Annotated in this window: 18 protein-coding genes; 10 read left to right on the top strand and 8 right to left on the bottom strand. The window is 37.9% G+C overall.

What is annotated here, in order from left to right:
• The coding region (locus tag F3G70_RS11475; protein ID WP_188118180.1) for a DUF11 domain-containing protein at positions 1-2,886 on the top strand (2,886 nt) is incomplete at its 5' end.
• 214 nt (positions 2,887-3,100) lie between these two features.
• Here F3G70_RS11475 and purD read toward each other — a convergent pair.
• Positions 3,101-4,411 carry a phosphoribosylamine--glycine ligase gene (gene purD / locus F3G70_RS11480; RefSeq protein ID WP_149732845.1) on the bottom strand — a complete coding sequence of 437 codons (1,311 nt, stop codon included), beginning with the start codon at positions 4,409-4,411 and terminating at the stop codon, positions 3,101-3,103.
• 99 nt (positions 4,412-4,510) lie between these two features.
• Between purD and F3G70_RS11485 the strand changes: the two genes are divergently transcribed.
• From F3G70_RS11485 to F3G70_RS11495, 3 genes are read left to right on the top strand one after another with little or no spacing between them, the layout of a single operon-like run.
• Complete coding sequence (locus F3G70_RS11485) at positions 4,511-5,893, top strand: MATE family efflux transporter (RefSeq protein WP_149732846.1); 1,383 nt, start codon at positions 4,511-4,513, stop codon at positions 5,891-5,893.
• Entirely contained in the window at positions 5,874-6,296 is a 423-nt protein-coding gene (locus F3G70_RS11490; RefSeq protein ID WP_149732847.1) for a MarR family winged helix-turn-helix transcriptional regulator, read from the top strand. Before F3G70_RS11485 ends, F3G70_RS11490 begins: the two co-directional genes overlap by 20 nt.
• On the top strand, positions 6,293-6,826 hold the full coding sequence (locus tag F3G70_RS11495; RefSeq protein WP_149732848.1) for a nitroreductase: 534 nt from the start codon (positions 6,293-6,295) through the stop codon (positions 6,824-6,826). The genes F3G70_RS11490 and F3G70_RS11495 overlap by 4 nt, the downstream gene beginning before the upstream one ends.
• A gap of 18 nt (positions 6,827-6,844) precedes the next feature.
• Here the strand turns inward: F3G70_RS11495 and F3G70_RS11500 are convergent, their stop codons facing one another.
• From F3G70_RS11500 to F3G70_RS11520, 5 genes are all read right to left on the bottom strand, one after another.
• Positions 6,845-7,873 (bottom strand): helix-turn-helix domain-containing protein, encoded by a 1,029-nt coding sequence (locus F3G70_RS11500; RefSeq protein WP_149732849.1) that lies wholly within the window; start codon positions 7,871-7,873, stop codon positions 6,845-6,847.
• 268 nt (positions 7,874-8,141) lie between these two features.
• On the bottom strand, positions 8,142-9,842 hold the full coding sequence (argS, locus tag F3G70_RS11505) for an arginine--tRNA ligase (protein ID WP_149732850.1): 1,701 nt from the start codon (positions 9,840-9,842) through the stop codon (positions 8,142-8,144).
• An 18-nt stretch (positions 9,843-9,860) separates the two neighbouring features.
• Entirely contained in the window at positions 9,861-10,283 is a 423-nt protein-coding gene (locus F3G70_RS11510; protein WP_149732851.1) for a signal peptidase I, read from the bottom strand.
• Between the two features lie 18 nt (positions 10,284-10,301).
• Positions 10,302-11,564: a glutamate-1-semialdehyde 2,1-aminomutase gene (gene hemL, locus F3G70_RS11515; protein WP_149732852.1), complete on the bottom strand. Its 1,263-nt coding sequence runs from the start codon at positions 11,562-11,564 to the stop codon at positions 10,302-10,304.
• A gap of 9 nt (positions 11,565-11,573) precedes the next feature.
• The gene (locus tag F3G70_RS11520; protein ID WP_149732853.1) at positions 11,574-12,203 is read right to left on the bottom strand and encodes a cobalt-precorrin-8 methylmutase; all 630 of its coding nucleotides are present in this window, start codon (positions 12,201-12,203) and stop codon (positions 11,574-11,576) included.
• Positions 12,204-12,366: 163 nt separating this feature from the next.
• Between F3G70_RS11520 and F3G70_RS11525 the strand changes: the two genes are divergently transcribed.
• Genes F3G70_RS11525 through F3G70_RS12180 form a run of 4 tightly spaced genes read left to right on the top strand, consistent with a single transcriptional unit; the run spans position 12,367 to position 13,628 of the window.
• Positions 12,367-13,044, top strand: a complete 678-nt coding sequence (locus F3G70_RS11525; RefSeq protein ID WP_149732854.1) for a hypothetical protein — start codon at positions 12,367-12,369, stop codon at positions 13,042-13,044.
• A 1-nt stretch (position 13,045) separates the two neighbouring features.
• Positions 13,046-13,219, top strand: coding sequence for a hypothetical protein (locus tag F3G70_RS12170; protein WP_188118181.1), 174 nt, complete (start codon positions 13,046-13,048; stop codon positions 13,217-13,219).
• A gap of 36 nt (positions 13,220-13,255) precedes the next feature.
• Positions 13,256-13,426 (top strand): hypothetical protein, encoded by a 171-nt coding sequence (locus F3G70_RS12175; protein ID WP_188118182.1) that lies wholly within the window; start codon positions 13,256-13,258, stop codon positions 13,424-13,426.
• Between the two features lie 37 nt (positions 13,427-13,463).
• Positions 13,464-13,628, top strand: a complete 165-nt coding sequence (locus F3G70_RS12180) for a hypothetical protein (protein ID WP_188118183.1) — start codon at positions 13,464-13,466, stop codon at positions 13,626-13,628.
• A gap of 247 nt (positions 13,629-13,875) precedes the next feature.
• On the opposite strand, the gene F3G70_RS11530 is transcribed toward F3G70_RS12180, so the two are convergent.
• A complete protein-coding gene (locus F3G70_RS11530) occupies positions 13,876-15,069 on the bottom strand; it encodes a BaiN/RdsA family NAD(P)/FAD-dependent oxidoreductase (protein WP_149732855.1) in 1,194 nt (397 codons plus the stop codon).
• Between the two features lie 7 nt (positions 15,070-15,076).
• Positions 15,077-16,396, bottom strand: coding sequence for an aspartate--tRNA(Asn) ligase (gene aspS / locus F3G70_RS11535; protein WP_149732856.1), 1,320 nt, complete (start codon positions 16,394-16,396; stop codon positions 15,077-15,079).
• A gap of 192 nt (positions 16,397-16,588) precedes the next feature.
• Here aspS and F3G70_RS11540 point away from each other — a divergent pair, with 192 nt between their 5' ends.
• Both F3G70_RS11540 and F3G70_RS11545 read left to right on the top strand, forming a co-directional pair.
• On the top strand, positions 16,589-17,326 hold the full coding sequence (locus F3G70_RS11540) for a pseudomurein-binding repeat-containing protein (protein WP_149732857.1): 738 nt from the start codon (positions 16,589-16,591) through the stop codon (positions 17,324-17,326).
• Between the two features lie 269 nt (positions 17,327-17,595).
• Positions 17,596-18,202: Ig-like domain-containing protein (locus tag F3G70_RS11545; RefSeq protein WP_149732858.1), on the top strand; the 607-nt coding region annotated here is incomplete at its 3' end.

Genomic DNA, 18,202 nt, shown 5'->3' on the forward strand with positions numbered 1-18,202 from the left:
TATGATTCATTCGTTGACTATAACGGTTTGTGGATTAAAAACAATGATTTATCCTGGACTTTGAACGGTCCTTTATACGTTGGCGAAACCTTAACTTTCTATGCTGTATTCAATACAACAGCTACTGGAAAATTCACGAATGTTGTCACAGTTAATACCAATGAAACTGAAAACAAAACCTCAAATGACACTGTAGAAGTTGTAAAACCTGATTTCACTGTTGAAAAAGTAGCATTGGAAGACATTGTTATTATCGGCAATCAGGTTAAATTCGAAATCATAGTTGAAAATACCGGTGAGGTTGCATTAACTAATGTTGTTGTAAGTGAAGATTCATTTGATGGCTTAATATATGATTCATTCGTTGACTACAGTGGATTATGGATCAAAAACAATGACTTATCCTGGACTTTGAACGGTCCTTTATACGTTGGCGAAACCTTAACCTTCTATGTGGTATTCAATACAACAGCTACTGGAAAATTCACTAATATCGTTACTGTTAATACCAATGAAACCGGAAATAAAACGGCTAATGACACCATTGAAGTGGTCAGGCCGGATTTCGAAGTTGAAAAAATCGCAATCGATAAAAACGTTATAATAGGCAGTCAGGTAATATTTGAAATCGTAGTTCACAATATGGGTCAGGCAACCCTAAACGACGTTGTTGTCCGTGAAGACTCATTTGAAGGATTAATATACGATTCATTCGTTGACTACACGGGATTATGGACTAAAAACAATGACTTATCCTGGAAGCTTAACGCTCCTTTATACGTTGGCGAATATGCAGGATTCTTAGTTGTATTCAACACTACTTCAGCAGGCGAATTCACAAACTTTGTCGTTGCGGATTCACGTGAAGTCCCTAATAAAACCTCAAATGACACGGTTGAAGTCCTGACTCCTGAAATATCCATTGAAAAGATCACATTGACTCCTTTAGTCCATGTAGGCAATCAGACTTCATTCGAAATAATCGTTAAGAATACCGGCAAGGTTGAATTAACCAACGTTTACATTGAAGAAACTTCATATGACGGATTAACATATGATTCATTCATCAATAACGGATTATGGACTCACTCTGTTGTAAACGGCAGAAATGTATGGACTTTAAACGGCAACCTGAAAGTCAATGAGATTGTTGTTTTAACGGTCAGATTCAATACCACTGCTGTCGGTAACTTTACCAATACAGCTACTGCAGGCTCCAGCGAGACTGAAAGAATTATTGGAGAAAACATAACCACTGTCTACAACAGCACTGTTCCGGGCCATGAAGAGGAACCTACTAAAAACCCTGACATCAGTATAGAAAAAATCGTACTTAATGACGTTGTGATTTTAGGAAGTCAGGCCAGATTCGAAATCATTGTTAGAAATACCGGAAACGTTGCTTTAACGAACGTTGTTGTTAAGGAAGCTTCCTATGACGGATTAATATACGATTCATTCGTTGACTACACTGGATTGTGGAGCAAAAACGATGACATGACCTGGACGCTTAACGCTCCTTTATACACAGGCGAAATTGCAACATTCTATGTCATGTTCAACACTACTGACGTTGGAGAATTCACAAATGTCGTATCCGTTTCAAGCAATGAAACAGAAGACAAGCTGGCCAATGACACAGTTACTGTGGTCAAGCCGGATTTCGCCGTTGAAAAGATTGCAATCAACAAAAGCGTTATAACAGGCAGTCAGGTAATATTTGAAATCGTAGTTCACAATTTCGGCCAGGTTACCTTAAACGACATTGTTGTCCGTGAGGATTCATTTGAGGGATTAACATACGATTCATTTGTTGACTACACTGGATTGTGGAGCAAAAACGATGACATGACATGGAAACTTAACGCTCCTTTACGTGTCGGTGATTATTTAGGATTCTTCGTTGTATTCAATACGACTTCAGCAGGCGAATTTACGAACGTTATCGTTGCGGATTCTAGTGAAATCCCTAACAAAACGGCCAATGACACCGTTGAAGTACTAACTCCGGATATTTTGGTTAATAAGATAACAATAAACAGGACAGTCTATGTCGGCGAACAGGTAATCTTTGAAATCGTCGTTCAAAACACCGGAAAGGTAATGTTGAACAATGTTGTTGTCAGTGAAGATTCATTCGATGGCCTAACATACAATTCATTCATCGATTACACCAATTTGTGGACCAAAAACGACGATTTGTCATGGACTCTCAACACTCCATTGTATGCAGGCGAATACTTAAGCTTCTATGTGGTATTCGATACAGATAAGGCCGCAAACGTCACAAACGTCATAAGCGTTTCAAGCGACAAGACAGATATCAAAAAGGCTGAAAACACTACTGAAGTAATTAATAAGGAAGATTCTGGAAACAAGACCTCCGAATCCGATTTGGATATTGTCAAGGTTGTATATTCAGTAGATGGAGACAGAATCGTTTGGGCTATCAGCGTAATTAACAACGGCCCTGACAAGGCTTCAAACGTCAGGGTATATGATGTATTGCCTGAAACATTGAAATTTGTATCTTCAGCAGTATCTGCAGGTTCATATGATGCAAATACTGGTATATGGACAATTGGAGACATGGAAAACGGTGACGAGGCAATAATGTTTATCGAAACAATCGCTTTAGGATTCGGCGAATTTACCAATGAAGCAAACGTTACAAGCGACACTCCGGATCCAAACCCTAAAAACAACAATGGCAACGCAACGGTCGTAATTGAAAAGGTACCTGATAAAAATGAAACTGTTCCTGATGAAGCTCCTGTAGAGCCTCAAAAAGAAGCTAATGTCCTGCCAGCTACCGGTAATCCTCTGATTAGGGTATTGCTCGTGCTGATTGCTTTGGGAGGAGTAGCATTAAGGAGAAAAAAATAGAGAATTTATAGGGAAATTCACTTTTCCCACTTTTTATATTTTTACATGTAGATAATTCAATACTTATTCCATCATTTCTATAATTAGCTTAATTAATTTTAACTATGCCATTAATAATTTAACTACTTTTGATATATATCATTAAAATAATCAATCGTAAAATCAATTTAAGTGACGGTAATTTTTTTGGAAAAAAGTAAAAGGTAAAAGAAATTCATTCCAGAATTTCTTTCATATGATTGACACGTTTTTGAACAAGCTCTTCGGTTCCGACATCGCTTCTGTGATAGACGTTACCTTTGACGTGTTCGCATGCCTTTTCAGCAATTTCTTCAGCTTCGGTTATTGTATTGCCGCTTGCAACGATTCCCAAAGCCCTTGAACCTGACAGGTGGATTCCGTCGTCTTCAAGTCCGACAGCAGCATAGAATACCTTTGCGCCCATATCTTCAATGGCATTTTCGTCCACTTCAATGAGTTCTCCGGCGTATTCTGTTTCAGGATATCCGTCAGGAACGATGTATTTGCACACGCTTGCCTTAGGGCAGAATTTGACTTCATCCAAGGTTCCGTTAACGATAGCTTCACAGACGTCAACCAATGGAGTTTCAAGCAAAGGCAGCACGTTCATTGCTTCAGGGTCACCGAACCTTGCGTTGTATTCGATTAAACGTGGGCCGTCAGCAGTCAGCATAAATTGACCGTAGAGGATACCTTTATAAGGTTCAGCTTCCTCAGCTATTGCCTTAATCGTATCTTTCATGATGCAGACTGCCTTGTCATAGTCTTCCTGACTTAAAAACGGTAGCAATCCGTTTGAATCGGAGTATGAACCCATTCCTCCGGTAATTGCGCCGACATCACCTTCAAATGCGTGAGGATGGTCTTGAGCTGCAGGCATTGGAGCCAGGTGTTCACCGTCACAGAATGCCTGAATGGTAAATTCCTCACCGATGACTCTTTCTTCAATGATAACCTGAGCGAATCCGCCCATTGCGTTGTCAATGACTTCTTTTGAATATTCTTTAGCTTCTTCATTGTCCTTTAAGTGGTCTCCAACGATTTTAACTCCCTTTCCGCCGGTCAGTCCCACAGGCTTGACTACAACGTCACGGTCAAAATCATCTAAAAACGCACTTAAGTCATCGTAATTATCAAATACCCTGTAAATAAGGGATCCTTCAATTTCATAATCTTCAAACAGCTTTCTCATAAAGGATTTGTCGGTTTCTATTCTTGCTGCGCTTTTGCATGGTCCAACACATTTGATTCCATTTTTTTCAAGTTCGTCGACAATTCCCTTTTCAAGGGGAGCCTCAGGACCGATAAATGCAATGTCAATGTTATTTTCTTTGGCAAATTCAGCGACTTTTTCAACTTCTCCTTCATTACCTTGCTTAAACTCTGAAATCTTACACATTCCAGGGTTTATTTTACTCATATAACAGTAAAGCTCAACATCGTCTTTTAAAGCGTCCGCTATAGCGTGTTCACGAGCACCTGTTCCAACAACTAAGACTTTCATAATAAAATTCTCCTTGTTAATGATTATATTCTTAGAAATATTTAAATACTAACACTTGCATATACAAGAGTACAGTTGCATATGCAAGAGAGGTAAATTATGGAAAAGAATTCAAATATAGAAATGATTACAGGAGATCCTAAAAAGGCAATAAACAAGCTTTCACTTCCAATTATAGCCAGTATGTTTCTGATTTTTGCAAACAACATCATCGACAGCATATGGGTAGCCGGATTGGGTGCTGAACCATTGGCTGCGATGGGATACGTTACCCCGCTTTTCATGATTATTGTGGGCTTTGGAAACGGAATAGGAGCTGGCGGAAATTCATTAATTTCAAGATACATCGGAGCAGAAGACAGACAGTCAGCAAATAATGCGGCAATACACAACCTGATTTTAAGCGTCATAGTTTCCATATTCATTACAATCATTTTTCTAACGTTTTTGGAGCCGTTGCTTAATTTAATGGGTGCATCAAGCGTAATTAATTATGCAATGGATTATGCGGTCATCGTATTTTCATGTACGATTGCCTTATTGATGCCGCCGATTGTAGGAGGAGCCTTCAGGGCTGAAGGAGACATTAAAAGGGCAACAGTCCCAATAGCTTTAGCGGCAATAATCAACATGATTTTAGATCCGATATTCATTTACACTTTAGGTATGGGAGTTAAGGGGGCCGCATTGGCAACCGCTTTAGGTCCCTTCATAAGCCTTTTATTAATGTTTTACTGGATTTTTGTAAAAAAGGACACTTACCTTTCATACGACTTCAAGGACTTTACCAACGATTTGGGAATGTATAAGGACATTTTAGTAGTCGGTATTCCGGCAAGTCTCGAACAGCTGATACTGTCCGTTTTAACAATATTCGTTAATTACATGCTTACAATCGTATCCGGTCCTGTATCCGTTGCGGTTTATACTGCAGGATGGAGAATAGTAAACATCGGAATGCTTCCGGCAATAGGAATCGGTACCGCTGCAATTTCAGTTGCAGGCGTTGCCTTCGGAGCCAGGAAATATGAAAACCTTAGAATCACGGCAAGATATGCGGTAAAGGTTGCGCTGATTGCATCAGTCATCGTCTGCATATTCCTCTATGTATTCGCCAATCAGATAGCCTTCATTTTCTCATATTCTGAAAGCAGTGCTCAATTGGCGCCGTTAATTGCAAGCTTCCTGCAGATAATGTGTTTCTTTATCCTCTACGTTCCGTTCGGAGCAAGTGCGGGAAACGTTTTCCAGGGTGTCGGAAAGGGAACGATTTCCTTTATGTTAACGGCATTCAGGGAATTCATACTTGTATTGATATTCGCTTATCTTTTAGGATTCGTATTCAATATGGGCGAGTTCGGAATATACTGCGGAATGCTTCTTGGAGGAGGAATCGGTTCCCTGATATGTTATGCGTGCATTGAGCTTTATATCAATAAATTGATAAAAGAGGGTGATAGGAATGGAATCGTTAATGGATAAGAACGTTCCAACAGTTCCATTTATCTCCATACTTTATAGGGAGCATGCAAAATTCCTCAACGAAAAGATCAAGGATGAGGATTTAAGCTTCGGACTTTTTCCATTATTGATTAAGATTTATAATGATGAAGGGATAATTCAGGAGCAGCTGGCCCATTGTTTCCATTTGAATGAAAGCACTATTGCCCGAAACCTAAAGAAACTGGAGGAAAAAGGTTTTATTAATAGAGTTCAGGATAAAAGAACAAAAAGAATTGAAATTACCCAAAAGGGCAGAAAGACAGCTCAGAAAGTCATGGACTATGACGAAAAGTGGGATGAAAAGATTAAAGAAATTATAGGCGATGAGGAGTATATCAGTTTTAAAAATACGCTAATTAAAATCAGTGAGGAGTTAATATGAATCAGACGATTGAGAATTTAAAGACAAGAAGAAGTATACGCAAGTTTAAGGATGAGCAGATTTCAGATGAGGACTTAAAGACTATTCTGGAAGCGGGAACCTATGCGCCTACAGGTCGTGGAGCGCAGTCACCCAAGATTGTAGTAATTCAAAATCCTGAAACCATCAAGGAATTTTCCGCATGGAACAGAAGCTTTTTTCCTGTAGACGTACCTGAGGACATGGATCCGTTGTATGGCGCCAAGACACTTTTGATTGTACTTGCCGACAGCGAGTTTCCGACTTACGTTGAAGACGGTTCCAGCGTGTTGTGTGTGCTTGTTAATGCGGCTCATGCCGTTGGCGTAGGCTCATGCTGGATTCACAGGGCCCGTGACGAATTCGCATCTGAAAAGGGAAAAGAATTATTGAAGGAATGGGGAATTCCTGAAAGCTATGAAGGAATAGGCCATGTCGTATTGGGCTATCCTGATATGGAAGCGCCTGAACCGTTACCTAGAAAAGAAGATTATATCCTTTACGTGGATTAATCTTTATTTTTTTATTTTTTATCGCAGGCTTTTATAAATAATGTCCTGCCTAAATAAATCATTTAAAATCTCTCTTCTTTTTCCAATTGAAATTCTACCCATTTTGCATACTTTTTCTGCAAGAGGTATCATGTGGCCGACTGAATAGCAGTCCTTATTTTCATCTGAAGCTTTATACAATGATATGTCATATCCTAATCTTCCGGCCTTATATTTGATATCAACGCTGGAAAATTCCTTCATTTGGGTTTCATCTATTAGTTTTTCTGAGTTTAATCTTTGAATTAATGAATCGTGGTCTATTTGGAAGTATTGCTCACATTTGACTACATCTTCGACAGACCACTCATCAATGTCATTTGTTTCGATGAAATCGTATAATGCATGATTTGTCATTAAAAAATTAGATGCGAAATCATCCGCTTCTTTTTCAATTTTGTCATTGAATTTTTCGCTGCAAACTATATAATTTTCGGCATCATCCAATAAATGATATAGTTCATGAGCTAAATTAATGTTCTGACGACCTATGGGGTGTAAAGAATTAATTAATATAATTGAATCAATATCATTCTTAAAGCAACATCCATTGACGCTTTTTTTCATCGGAAACCACACAATAGTTAAATTATCTATTTTTGTTGGAAGCAAAGTGAAAATGTTAATGGGAGAATATGCATCGATTCCAAACTGCCTTCTTAGATTAATGTTTAATTTTGGTAATTTTGTCTTTTTTCCTGTTTCTATTTTTCTTAAAATTGATAAATGATTAGCTAAAGTGTTTATTTTTCCAATTGCTTTCAAATCTATATCTTTCCCGGATTTATATGCAATTTTTTCATATTCCTCGCTCTCGCCTAAAAGATATTCGGGTGTACAGTTATATAGATTAGTTATTTTATCCAATAAGGTTAAATTTAAGTTTCTTTTATTGTTTTCTATTTTTGAAAGATTGCTTTGGTCTATTTCTAGATATTCTGCAATTTGTCTTTGGGAATATTCGTTTTCAACCCTTAATTTCTTTAATCTGGAACCGACACTTGTCATAAGATTCACCACAAATTAATCAATCTGTCATCATTATATTTAAAATTATCCACTATTTTTAAGGTCAAAATTTCAAAGATAAAAAATTAATATTTTATTTAAATGAAATTAATTAGAAAAATAGCTAATTGTTTTTGAATTAATTAAATGGATTAATTTAAATTAATTAATATTAATAATACTGTTATAAAATTATTATTTTAATATATAACTTAATTTAAACAAATATGACAAAAAAAGAATTTTAAGATGAGTTAATTTAACCCATCTACATTTTTTCAGGAGCAGGTACTCCTAAAATATCTAAAGCGTTTTTAATCACGGTTTTAGATTTGTCAACTAAAATCAGTCTTGTATCTTCCAGATCAGAACCGATTACCTGTTCGGATTTGTAGAACTTATTGAATGATCCGGCCAAATCCTGACAGTACTGGGTAACGTTGTGCACCCTTTTCTTGTTGGCGCATTCCTCAACGACCTGAGGGAATTTAGCTATTAACCTTACAAGATCCTGTTCGGCATCGTTTGGAACCCAGTCATCTGCGATTTCAAGTGCTGATACGTCCTTGCCGGATTTATTGAGCAGTTTGCAGGCTCTTGCATGGGCGTACTGTATTGAAGCGCAGCCTCTTTCAAAGCTTAATGCCTCGTCCCACTTGAACGTCAGATGCTTTTCAGGGGAGAGCTTTGCAATGAAGAACCTGATGGCTCCGATTCCAATCTGTTCGGCCATTGGCGCAATTTCCTCATCGGACAAATCAGGATTTCTTGACTTGATTTCTTCTGCTGCTCTTGAAATGGCTTCATCAACCAAATCGTCAACTGATACGAATTTGCCTCTTCTTGTTGACATTGAACCTTCAGGAAGGGTGATGAACTCATAAAATATTACTTCAGGAGCCTTTTCCCTTAAAATCTCTTCAAAGATAACCTTCATCTGTTTTGAAGACAATTTATGGTCGGAACCTAAAATGTCAAGAACCAGATCGCCTAAAGTGGCCTTATACCTGTGGTATGCCAAATCCCTCGTTGAATAGAGTGATGTGCCGTTTGACCTTCTGAGAACGAATTCCTTTTCGATATTGTAGAATTTAAGGTCAATGTAGTCCACTTCCTCATGGGATACGAATCCTTCCTTTTCAAAGTACTTGACAAGGGCGTCCACATCTCCGTTTCTTATGAACTGGCCTTCCCATACGAAATCGTCATGGTATATGTTGATTCTGTGAAGGGTGTCCTTGATTCCGCTGACGCATTTTGAAACGACGTCTTCAAAAACGGCGTTCAATTCAGCGTCGTCACCCTTTTCGTAGGTTTGTATAAGTTCGCTTACGCGTTCGTTGGCGGCCTCGTTTTCTTCAACTTCCTTGTTGGCCAAAAAGTATAATTTGCCGATTTTTTCGTCGATTTTTTCTCCTTCCTGCTCATCGATTACAAGGCCCATTTCGGTTATTCCGTAAACGATTATTGCGATTTGGCGGCCCATGTCGTTGACATAATACTGGGTTTCGACTTCACGGCCAGCTAATTTCAGTAATCTGGCCAGTGAATCTCCAAAAATGGAGTTACGAACGTGTCCGATATGCAAAGGCCCGTTAGGATTTGCGGAAGTGTGTTCGAGAACTACCTTTTCATCCACCTTTTCGAGCTGTCCGTAGTTTTCATCCACCTTTTCCAGCAATTGCTTGGAAAATTTAGAGTAGTCAATAAAGAAATTAACGTAAGGGCCGAAGTTCTGAACCTTTTCGAAGATGTCAGGCACTTCGATTTTTGACACCAAATCCTCAGCGACGAGATTTGGAGAAGTCTTTAATTTTTTTGTAAGAGCGAAAGCTATTGTACTGGCCAAATCCCCCAATTTTGGGTCAGGCGGAAAATCCAAACGGAAATTCCTGTCTATATCTTCATCATATTGATCCAATGCCTTGTTTAAAGCATCGATAGCTTGTTTTTCTATTTCAAAATACATTAACTCACCTTTAAATAATTATAATCCTCTTAACCATAATGAAAGATTTCCAATGTATGGAATCACGATAGGGCTGTCTCCCCACGTAAGGACCTTTTCCTTAATCTGGTCTGAAGTCACGTAATACGGATCCGTCCGATTGTTGTTGTCCCCCTTTATAACGTACATTGTCGTTCCGTTAATCTCTCTAATGTCAATGATTCTGTGAATGACCGGCTGGTCAAACCATGCAGCATCGTAAACAACAATGTCGCCAACTTCAACGCTTTTAGGGTCGAATTCATTTATTCCAAGGAAATTTGCCTTTTCCACAGCTACAATATCTCCCCTATAGAATACAGGCTCCATACTGCCTGAAACGACCACGTTCAAGTGTTGAGCAAGGATTAAAACAATCACAAGAATAATAGCATATGATGCAATCTCTTTGTAATCTACCATTTTAACACCTATAATCTTTTATTTTTTGAAAGCCACAGCCAGAGCAACTTCTATTGCTTCTGCGGTATCCTGCAGGTCAGCCATGCCGTGGGCACTTGAAATGAAGTTGCATTCGAATTGGCTTGGTGGTATAAACACTCCTTCTTTCAAAAGAGCTCTGAAATATCTTAAGAATCTTTCGCTGTCAGAGTTTTTGGCATCTGCGTAATCGAACACTTCAGCGGGATTCATATAAATTTGAAACATTGATGCAAGTCCTACACACTGAATGTTGTATTGCTCGTCGTCTATTATTGATTTTATATTGCTTCTGAGGAAATCGCCTTTCCTTTCGAGATCCTTGTAGAATTCCTCATCAAGCTGTGACAGTGTAGATAGACCTGCCTGGACAGAAATCGGGTTGCCGCTAAACGTACCTGCCTGGTAAACCGGACCTTGAGGGGCAATCAGTTCCATTATTTCCCTCTTTCCGCAGAAAGCGCCCATTGGAAGTCCTCCGCCGACGATTTTACCTAATGTGGTCAAATCGGGAGTGACTCCGTAATATTGCTGAGCACCGCCTCTGGAAGCTCTAAAACCGGTAATTACCTCATCAAATATTAATATTATATCATTTTCTTCAGTTATCTTGCGTACAAACTCTAAAAATCCAGGTTTAGGCTCAATGCAGCCGACATTTCCCATCACTATTTCCATTATCAGACAGGCTATGTTTTCGCCTTCGGCTTCAATCAGTTCAGTTAAGGCCTCTTCATCATTGAATGGAACGGACAGCGTATTTTTGGTGGTGTCCGTTGGAATTCCAGCAGAATCCGGCAGGCATGCTGCACCGGAACCGCCCTTAACCAGAACGTAATCGTGAGCTCCGTGATATGCTCCTTCGAATTTTATGATCTTGTTTCTGCCGGTGAAGCCTCTGGCCAGTCTTATGGCGCTCATTGTAGCTTCGGTTCCGCTGTTACAAAATCTAACCATTTCAGCAGATGGTATTCTATCAACGACTTCACGTGCAAGCTTAATTTCGTTTTCTGTTGGAGCTCCATATGCGCTTCCGATTGTCAGCTGGTTTGAAACCTCGCGCACTACTTTGGGATTTGCATGTCCGAGTATTAAAGGACCGTAGGCAAGACAGTAGTCAAGATATGTGTTGTCTTCGCTGTCTGTAATCTTGCATCCTCCCGCGCTTTTGACGAAAAACGGATATGGCTTGAATGCACGTACCGGAGAGTTGACTCCGCCCGGGAAATATTTTTTGGATTCATTGAATAATTCTTCAGTCATTTTAATCACTTATAAATGTTGGATTAATGAGTTTACACAAGCAACTGCTATAGGTGTTCCACCTTTAGGTCCTTCAGTAATGACATTAGGGATATTTGAATTCCTTAAAGCCTCTTTTGAATCGGCAGCTCCCACAAAACCGACAGGAACTCCCACTATGGCTTTAAGATTTATTTCACCTTTTTCATACAAGTCCATTGCTTCAAAAACAGCTGTCGGCGCATTGCCTGAAACCACGATTCCTTCAAAATCGTTTTCGCTTGCATACCTTATGGCTGCAGCGGCTCGGGTAATCTGATGCTTTTTAGCTATTTTCTTAACTTCCTCGTTTTTGATGTAGCACTCGACTTCACCGTCATATCTCGTTATTCCATATTTGACCATATTAATGTCGGTTAAAATCGTTTCGTTGTTTCTAAGGGATTTCATGGCGACTTCAACAAAGTCATCACTGATATGGACGAGCTTTGCATATTCAGGATCGGCCGTTGAGTGAACGATTCGTTCTACAATGTCCTTTTCAGCAGGTTTCAAATCTTTAATCTCATCACCAATTAGGCCACGGATGATTTCTCTACTTTTATTGGCAATATCCAGGCCCTGTTTAGTTGATGCACCCATAAACATTTGGTCTGTCATATTATAATTATATGTTAAAAGATAGTTAAAATATTTTTTTATAGGTCAATTTTATTGCCTTGTTAAAAAATTATAAAGTCATTAGAATATTGATTTAAGCGAGTAAAATTGTTATTATTCGAAACTACCTATTTTATATACTTCGTTGGCTAAATTAATTGTCATGATTGCAATTAAACAAAATTTAATAATTATATTCAATTTGATAAAAGGATTTTTTACAATTGATAATGTTGGGGCTTTTGTTTTACCGATTGAATTGAGACTACAGGATCAGGAATTTCTGAAATATATTCATTTGGACGTGGACTGGGATGTAGATTCAATATCCGCCGAGGATTTGCCTGATGAATTCAGCTCACATGCGGTCAAATTGATTGATTTATTCCGAAGGAAAACAGCTAATTTGCCTTATGAATGTATGTTATACTTTGATTACAAAACCGGTCAGATAATATACTGTTTTATTGGTGATAATGAGCGTGGAAGGGTTAGGGGAGAAATCTATGAGGAACATTTTGAAGGTATGAATGTAGCAAGTATTCACAATCATCCAGAGGGGTTTTTGTCTCCGCCATCAGGTACAAATTTCCAGATTTTAGAAATTAAAAATGAGAAATATGAGTTAATTTGCGGATATGATGAATTTTGGATTTTGGAAGCGGAGGGTACATTTGATTCAAAAGTTGTTGATGATATTAGAAAAAATACCAGTTACTTCTATTTTAATTCATTTAAGTATGAAAATCAAGTAAATAAAACTTATGGCGAATTTTTAGTTAGATATATTAATGATGAAGTTAAAGATAATATTAAATTAATCAGAGTGAGGTATCGTTAACATGTCACCAGAGAAAGTTACTATTATTGATAGGGATGGTTGGGAACCTATTGGTTCTGGAAACTTCTCAATCAAGGAACGAATTGAAGCTAAAAAAAATATGGAAGATGCTTTTTTTAATGTTTTGGGCATTAAACTTAACTTGAAAAAAGTAACTTATGTAGATTTGTATTAGGACAATTTTGCTTCAAATCAAGGAGGTATCATTAACATGTCACCAAAGAAAGTTACTATTATTGATAGGGATCGTTGGGATCCTATTGGCTCTAGAACCTCTTCAAAAAAAGAAATTTTAGAAGCTCAAAGAAAAATCGAAGATTTTTATAATGATATTGGAATTGTTCTCCATATGCAAAAGTCAACTCTTGTTGATTTGTATTAGGACAATTTTACTTCAAATCAAGGAGGTATCTATTAACATGTCACCTGAGAAAGTTACTATTATTGATAGGGATGGTTGGGATCCTATTAATCTGCACACCACCCCTGAAAGACGTCGAAATGCTGAAAAAGCTATAAAACAAAATTATAAAGAATTTGGTATTACTCTCAATTTTCAAAAATCAACTTTCATTGATATTTAATTCCTTTTATTAATTTAAGGAATTTTTTTTCTTTTTTAATATTATTAACATATCACCAGAGAAAGTAACTGCTATTATTGTGATGTTATAGCTTCTCTAAAGCTTCGGATGGATTTTTAAACTAATATAATCACGTTAAAATTTTGTATACAATATATTTTTTTGCAATATACAATAGATTAAATTTTAAAAAATACCCATTATACAGTATATTATTCATAGTTTTACATTTTTAAGCAATGGGTTATCATTGAATTTTTTCACTTGCAGACAAACCCGCAAGATAACCGGTTGAAAATGCAATCTTCAGGTTATATCCTCCGGTAGGTCCGTCCAAGTCAAGAATCTCTCCTGCAAAATACAGATTCGGCGTTAACTTTGATTCCATTGTTTTCGCATTGACGTTTTTCAAATCGATTCCGCCGATTGTCACCTTGGCCAGATTCCTGTTGAAGTCAACGATTTCAAATGTAAACCTTTTCAGGTTTTCAATAAGCCGATTCTTTTCCTTTTTGTTGACTCTGCTTAACTGGGTATCTGGGGCGATATCAATTCTTTTTAGGAAATAATCAATGAATTTGGCACTGAAAAATTGTTTAAGGTAATTTTTAATTTGGGTTTTACCCTTTTCCTGGAAATCACCGTCAAATTTGGATTTTAAATCTTCACGTGAGAAGTCAGGCATCAAATCAATAGCTATTTCACACCCTAAATCACATTCGCCCTCTAAAATGTCATAATCCATTTCTTTTGAAATTATTGAGCTTAAATCGATTATTCCTGGACCCGTCAATCCGACATGGCTTATCAAAACGTCACCTCTGACTCCGGATTTTTTGTAAACACATTCGACGTCATTCAAGGTAACGCCGGCAATATCTCCCAAATCATCTTTCGTTATTAATGGAACCAGGCCGTATCTGATTTTGGTTAACGGCTCATCAATTAATGAATAGTTATTAATGCTGCAGCCCGTCTGCGGATAGGTAACTCCGCCGGTGGCAATTATTACTTTTTCAGCCCTTATCTCATCGTTTATAATGAAATTGCCTGAAATTTTTTTAACTTCATAGTTCAGGCGTACTTCAACGTTTTCCAGATGCTTTTCAAGGCCCTTTAAAACGTCTATTGATTTTTCGCTTTCGGGAAAGACACGGTCATTATCTTCTGTTTTAAACTGAAAATCAAATAAGTCAAACAAATCTTCGTTTGTAAAAGTAAAAAAAGAGTGCTTTAAAAAGTTTTTCTCGTCAAAAAAAGTCAATAGCTTTTTAGGTGGTTTGTTGTTTGTAATGTTGCATCTTCCCCCGCCGGTTAAAAGCAGCTTTTTTCCAAGTGCAGGGTTCTTTTCAAGCAATATTACGTTTGAGGTCTCGCCGGATGCAATTGCTGCCATTATTCCGGCAGGACCGCCACCTATAATAGCTATATCATAATCCATTTAAATCTTAAGGAGTTAATCTGTGTCTGTCTCTTGGGAAGAGTACACATTCACGGATGTTTTCAGATCCGGTAAGCACCATGGTTAACCTGTCGGCACCTACACCCCATCCTGCATGAGGAGGCATACCGTATTCGAATGCTTTAAGGTAGCTTCCGAATCCGTCAGGGTTCAAGTCCCTTTCTTCAATCTGTTTTACAAGAAGGTCGTACTGGTGTACACGTGTAGCTCCGGAAGACAATTCCAGATTGTTGTACATTAAATCGAATGCGTGAGCGTATTTGTCATCGTCTTCAAATGGCATTACGTAAAACGGCTTGATTGCTGCAGGCCATTTGGTCAGGAAGTAGAATCCTCCCATAGTATCGCCTAAAGCCTTTTCTGCTGCACGGGAGAGGTCTTCACCCCAGTCCATTTCAACGCCTTTGGAATTGATGATGTCAACAGCTTCGTCATAGCAGACGTGTGGGAAATCGCCGTCAACTTCAGGTAATTCGTGGCCTAAAATTTCCAGTTCGGCTGAACAGTTTTCGTTAATGTCGTTGATTACGTTTACAAGCATGTCGTTCAGGATTTTCATTACGTCTTCATCGTCCATGAAAGAAGCTTCCGCATCGATGGAAACGGCTTCGTTCAAGTGTCTTAAGGTATCGTGCTCTTCTGCCCTGAAAATCTGGCCGATTTCAAATACCTTATCCATTCCGCTTCCCATCATCATCTGTTTGTATAATTGCGGGGATTGGCCGAGGAATGCTTCCTTTTCAAAGTAAGTAATCGGGAATAATTCTGTTCCACCTTCGGTAGCTGAAGCTACGAGTTTAGGAGTATTTATTTCATAAAATCCGTTTTCATAAAAGAAATCCCTTATGGTGTGGAACATCTGGCCTTTAATCTTGAAGATTGCGGACACGTTTTCCTTTCTCAAGTCCAAAAATCTTGAATCGAGTCTTGTATCGATTTCGGCTTTTACCTTTTCTGTAGGATCCATTGGTAAAGGCTGGTTGGCCAGGTTCAGGATTTTGGTTTCTTTCGGAATGATTTCAACACCGTTTGGTGCTTTTCCTGCTTCCTGAACGGTACCCTTGATTGCAACAACGGATTCTTTTCTGAAAGCCCTTAACTCTTCTAATATTTCAGCATTGACCTTTTTGGAAGGTGCTGTAATTTGTATTCTACCTGTAACATCACGGATGATGACAAAGATGATTCCACCCAAGTCACGGATTTCATGAACCCAACCCATGATTGTAACTTCTTCTCCAGCTATTTCCGGAGTGGTTTCTTTAGCGTAATTAGTTCTTCTCCAGTCATTTAATAAACCTTGCAATTAATTCACCTCAGGTTATAATCATAAAATTTTTATACATATGTTAATTTAATGTTAATCTTTAATAAAACTATGTAAAAAACCACTTTCATTTTTTGTAAATATCAATTCGATAATATTTTAAATATCAAATGATATAGTTAATGTTAGTAAAACATGCATAAATTGCTTTTATCGAAAGAGGTATTTTAAATGTTTTGTCCAAAATGTGGAAAGGAAATAACTGACGGATCCAAGTTTTGCAAACACTGCGGATGCAAAATCAAGCCAAAGGATTCGCCAAATGCTAATAATACTGCTGGCACTTCCAGTGTAGCTTCCGCACCGGCAAGTAACGATGAGAAAAACAAGAAAATAATCATCGGAGTTTTGATTGCAGCCATAGTAATTCTTGCAATCGTATTTGTCGGCTTCAGCACAGGTCTTTTCAATGGTGATTCAGGCAGTGCAGATAATGTGCAGACATCACAGCCTGCAGCTTCAACAAGTTCAAAGCCAGTTTCATTGGGCAGTTTCCCGGTAAGCGAAGCTCCGGATTTGGCTCAGGCCATTAAAAATTCTGGGGGTAATTTCCCTGTCAGCTTCAAGTCACTATCGCTTTCAAAATCCCAATGTCTGTATATATTGTCCAAAGCCATTACTGAAATCGGCAGCGGCCATCCAGATGCGACAATCTCCGTTGGAAACCCGGATTACGCTTCCCACCCTAGCGGACGTGACAGCTCCCAATCCATTGCACGTGAAAACTATGTGGACATGTCAAGCAGATTCTCTTCATGGATTGAAAGAAACGGATATGTTCCAAACTATGTCGGAATTTACACCGGCGGAGTAGCTGACATTTCACCGTCAAGGATGTTGGATATCTGTGTTAGCATCTTGATTGATTATGGTAAAACCCATAATCTGCCAGATTCAATTAATGTTTAGTGATTTGAATATCACTTTTTTTCTTTTTTAAGTCAGTTATATCTCATATTCTCATTACTTTTATGCATTTTTTTATTTTTAGAAGAACCGTTCAAAATATTAATTTTGTAAAAGATTTTAGCCAAAATTAATATATTAGAATATATATAACTAATTTTATACTAAACGAATATTCATATTAATATTATTTTAGTATTTACTCAAATTTATTAAAATAGGAGGTTTTTAGTATTAAGAAGTTATTAGTAATATCAATTGTATTGATTTTATTGTCATTATCAGCTGTCGCAGCTAGTGATGATAGTCAATCAATAGCTATTGATGAAAATTCTGATATTCAAGTACCGGATACGCTTTTATCAAGTGCTTCCGATGATTTAATAAGCGCTGATGCTGGTGAAAATAGCGCCGGCATTTATGGTGCAAGTGAAAATTCAGCAAATGATATAAGTTCTGATGAAAAACAAAATGCCACAATGGACATTTCCGTTGAAAAAGATGTTATTAATGCAGGTGAAAACACTACCATTACTGTACAATTGCCTGAAAATGCTACTGGTATTGTAAGTATTGGTCTTCATTTTGTAAATGTAACCGAAGGCGGTGTTGCTTCTTATAATTATACCAGTAAATCCGTCGGTAACCACACTATTACCGTGATTTACTATGGAAATGAAATATATAAAATGGCAACGTCTTCTTTAAACATTACTGTTTTGGATGCTTCTCCTAAAGAAAACGTAACAATGGACATTACAGCTTCTCCTGATGAAATCGTTGCAGGTGAAAACTCCACCATTACTGTACAGTTGCCTGATGATGCTACAGGTATTGTCAGCATTGGTCTTAGGTTTATTAATGTAACTGAAGGCGGTG

This window comes from Methanobrevibacter millerae (genome assembly GCF_900103415.1).
Taxonomy (GTDB): Archaea; Methanobacteriota; Methanobacteria; order Methanobacteriales; family Methanobacteriaceae; genus Methanocatella; species Methanocatella millerae.

What these genes read in the sequence shown, in the direction of transcription:
- F3G70_RS11525 (WP_149732854.1), top strand. Translation starts at nt 12,367, where the DNA reads ATGATTGCAATTAAACAAAATTTAATAATTATATTCAATTTGATAAAA.
- F3G70_RS12180 (WP_188118183.1), top strand. Translation starts at nt 13,464, where the DNA reads ATGTCACCTGAGAAAGTTACTATTATTGATAGGGATGGTTGGGATCCT.
- purD (WP_149732845.1), bottom strand. Translation starts at nt 4,411, where the DNA reads ATGAAAGTCTTAGTTGTTGGAACAGGTGCTCGTGAACACGCTATAGCG.
- F3G70_RS12170 (WP_188118181.1), top strand. Translation starts at nt 13,046, where the DNA reads ATGTCACCAGAGAAAGTTACTATTATTGATAGGGATGGTTGGGAACCT.
- F3G70_RS11495 (WP_149732848.1), top strand. Translation starts at nt 6,293, where the DNA reads ATGAATCAGACGATTGAGAATTTAAAGACAAGAAGAAGTATACGCAAG.
- F3G70_RS11530 (WP_149732855.1), bottom strand. Translation starts at nt 15,069, where the DNA reads ATGGATTATGATATAGCTATTATAGGTGGCGGTCCTGCCGGAATAATG.
- F3G70_RS11510 (WP_149732851.1), bottom strand. Translation starts at nt 10,283, where the DNA reads ATGGTAGATTACAAAGAGATTGCATCATATGCTATTATTCTTGTGATT.
- F3G70_RS11500 (WP_149732849.1), bottom strand. Translation starts at nt 7,873, where the DNA reads ATGACAAGTGTCGGTTCCAGATTAAAGAAATTAAGGGTTGAAAACGAA.
- F3G70_RS11485 (WP_149732846.1), top strand. Translation starts at nt 4,511, where the DNA reads ATGGAAAAGAATTCAAATATAGAAATGATTACAGGAGATCCTAAAAAG.
- F3G70_RS11540 (WP_149732857.1), top strand. Translation starts at nt 16,589, where the DNA reads ATGTTTTGTCCAAAATGTGGAAAGGAAATAACTGACGGATCCAAGTTT.
- argS (WP_149732850.1), bottom strand. Translation starts at nt 9,842, where the DNA reads ATGTATTTTGAAATAGAAAAACAAGCTATCGATGCTTTAAACAAGGCA.
- F3G70_RS11490 (WP_149732847.1), top strand. Translation starts at nt 5,874, where the DNA reads ATGGAATCGTTAATGGATAAGAACGTTCCAACAGTTCCATTTATCTCC.
- hemL (WP_149732852.1), bottom strand. Translation starts at nt 11,564, where the DNA reads ATGACTGAAGAATTATTCAATGAATCCAAAAAATATTTCCCGGGCGGA.
- F3G70_RS11520 (WP_149732853.1), bottom strand. Translation starts at nt 12,203, where the DNA reads ATGACAGACCAAATGTTTATGGGTGCATCAACTAAACAGGGCCTGGAT.
- F3G70_RS12175 (WP_188118182.1), top strand. Translation starts at nt 13,256, where the DNA reads ATGTCACCAAAGAAAGTTACTATTATTGATAGGGATCGTTGGGATCCT.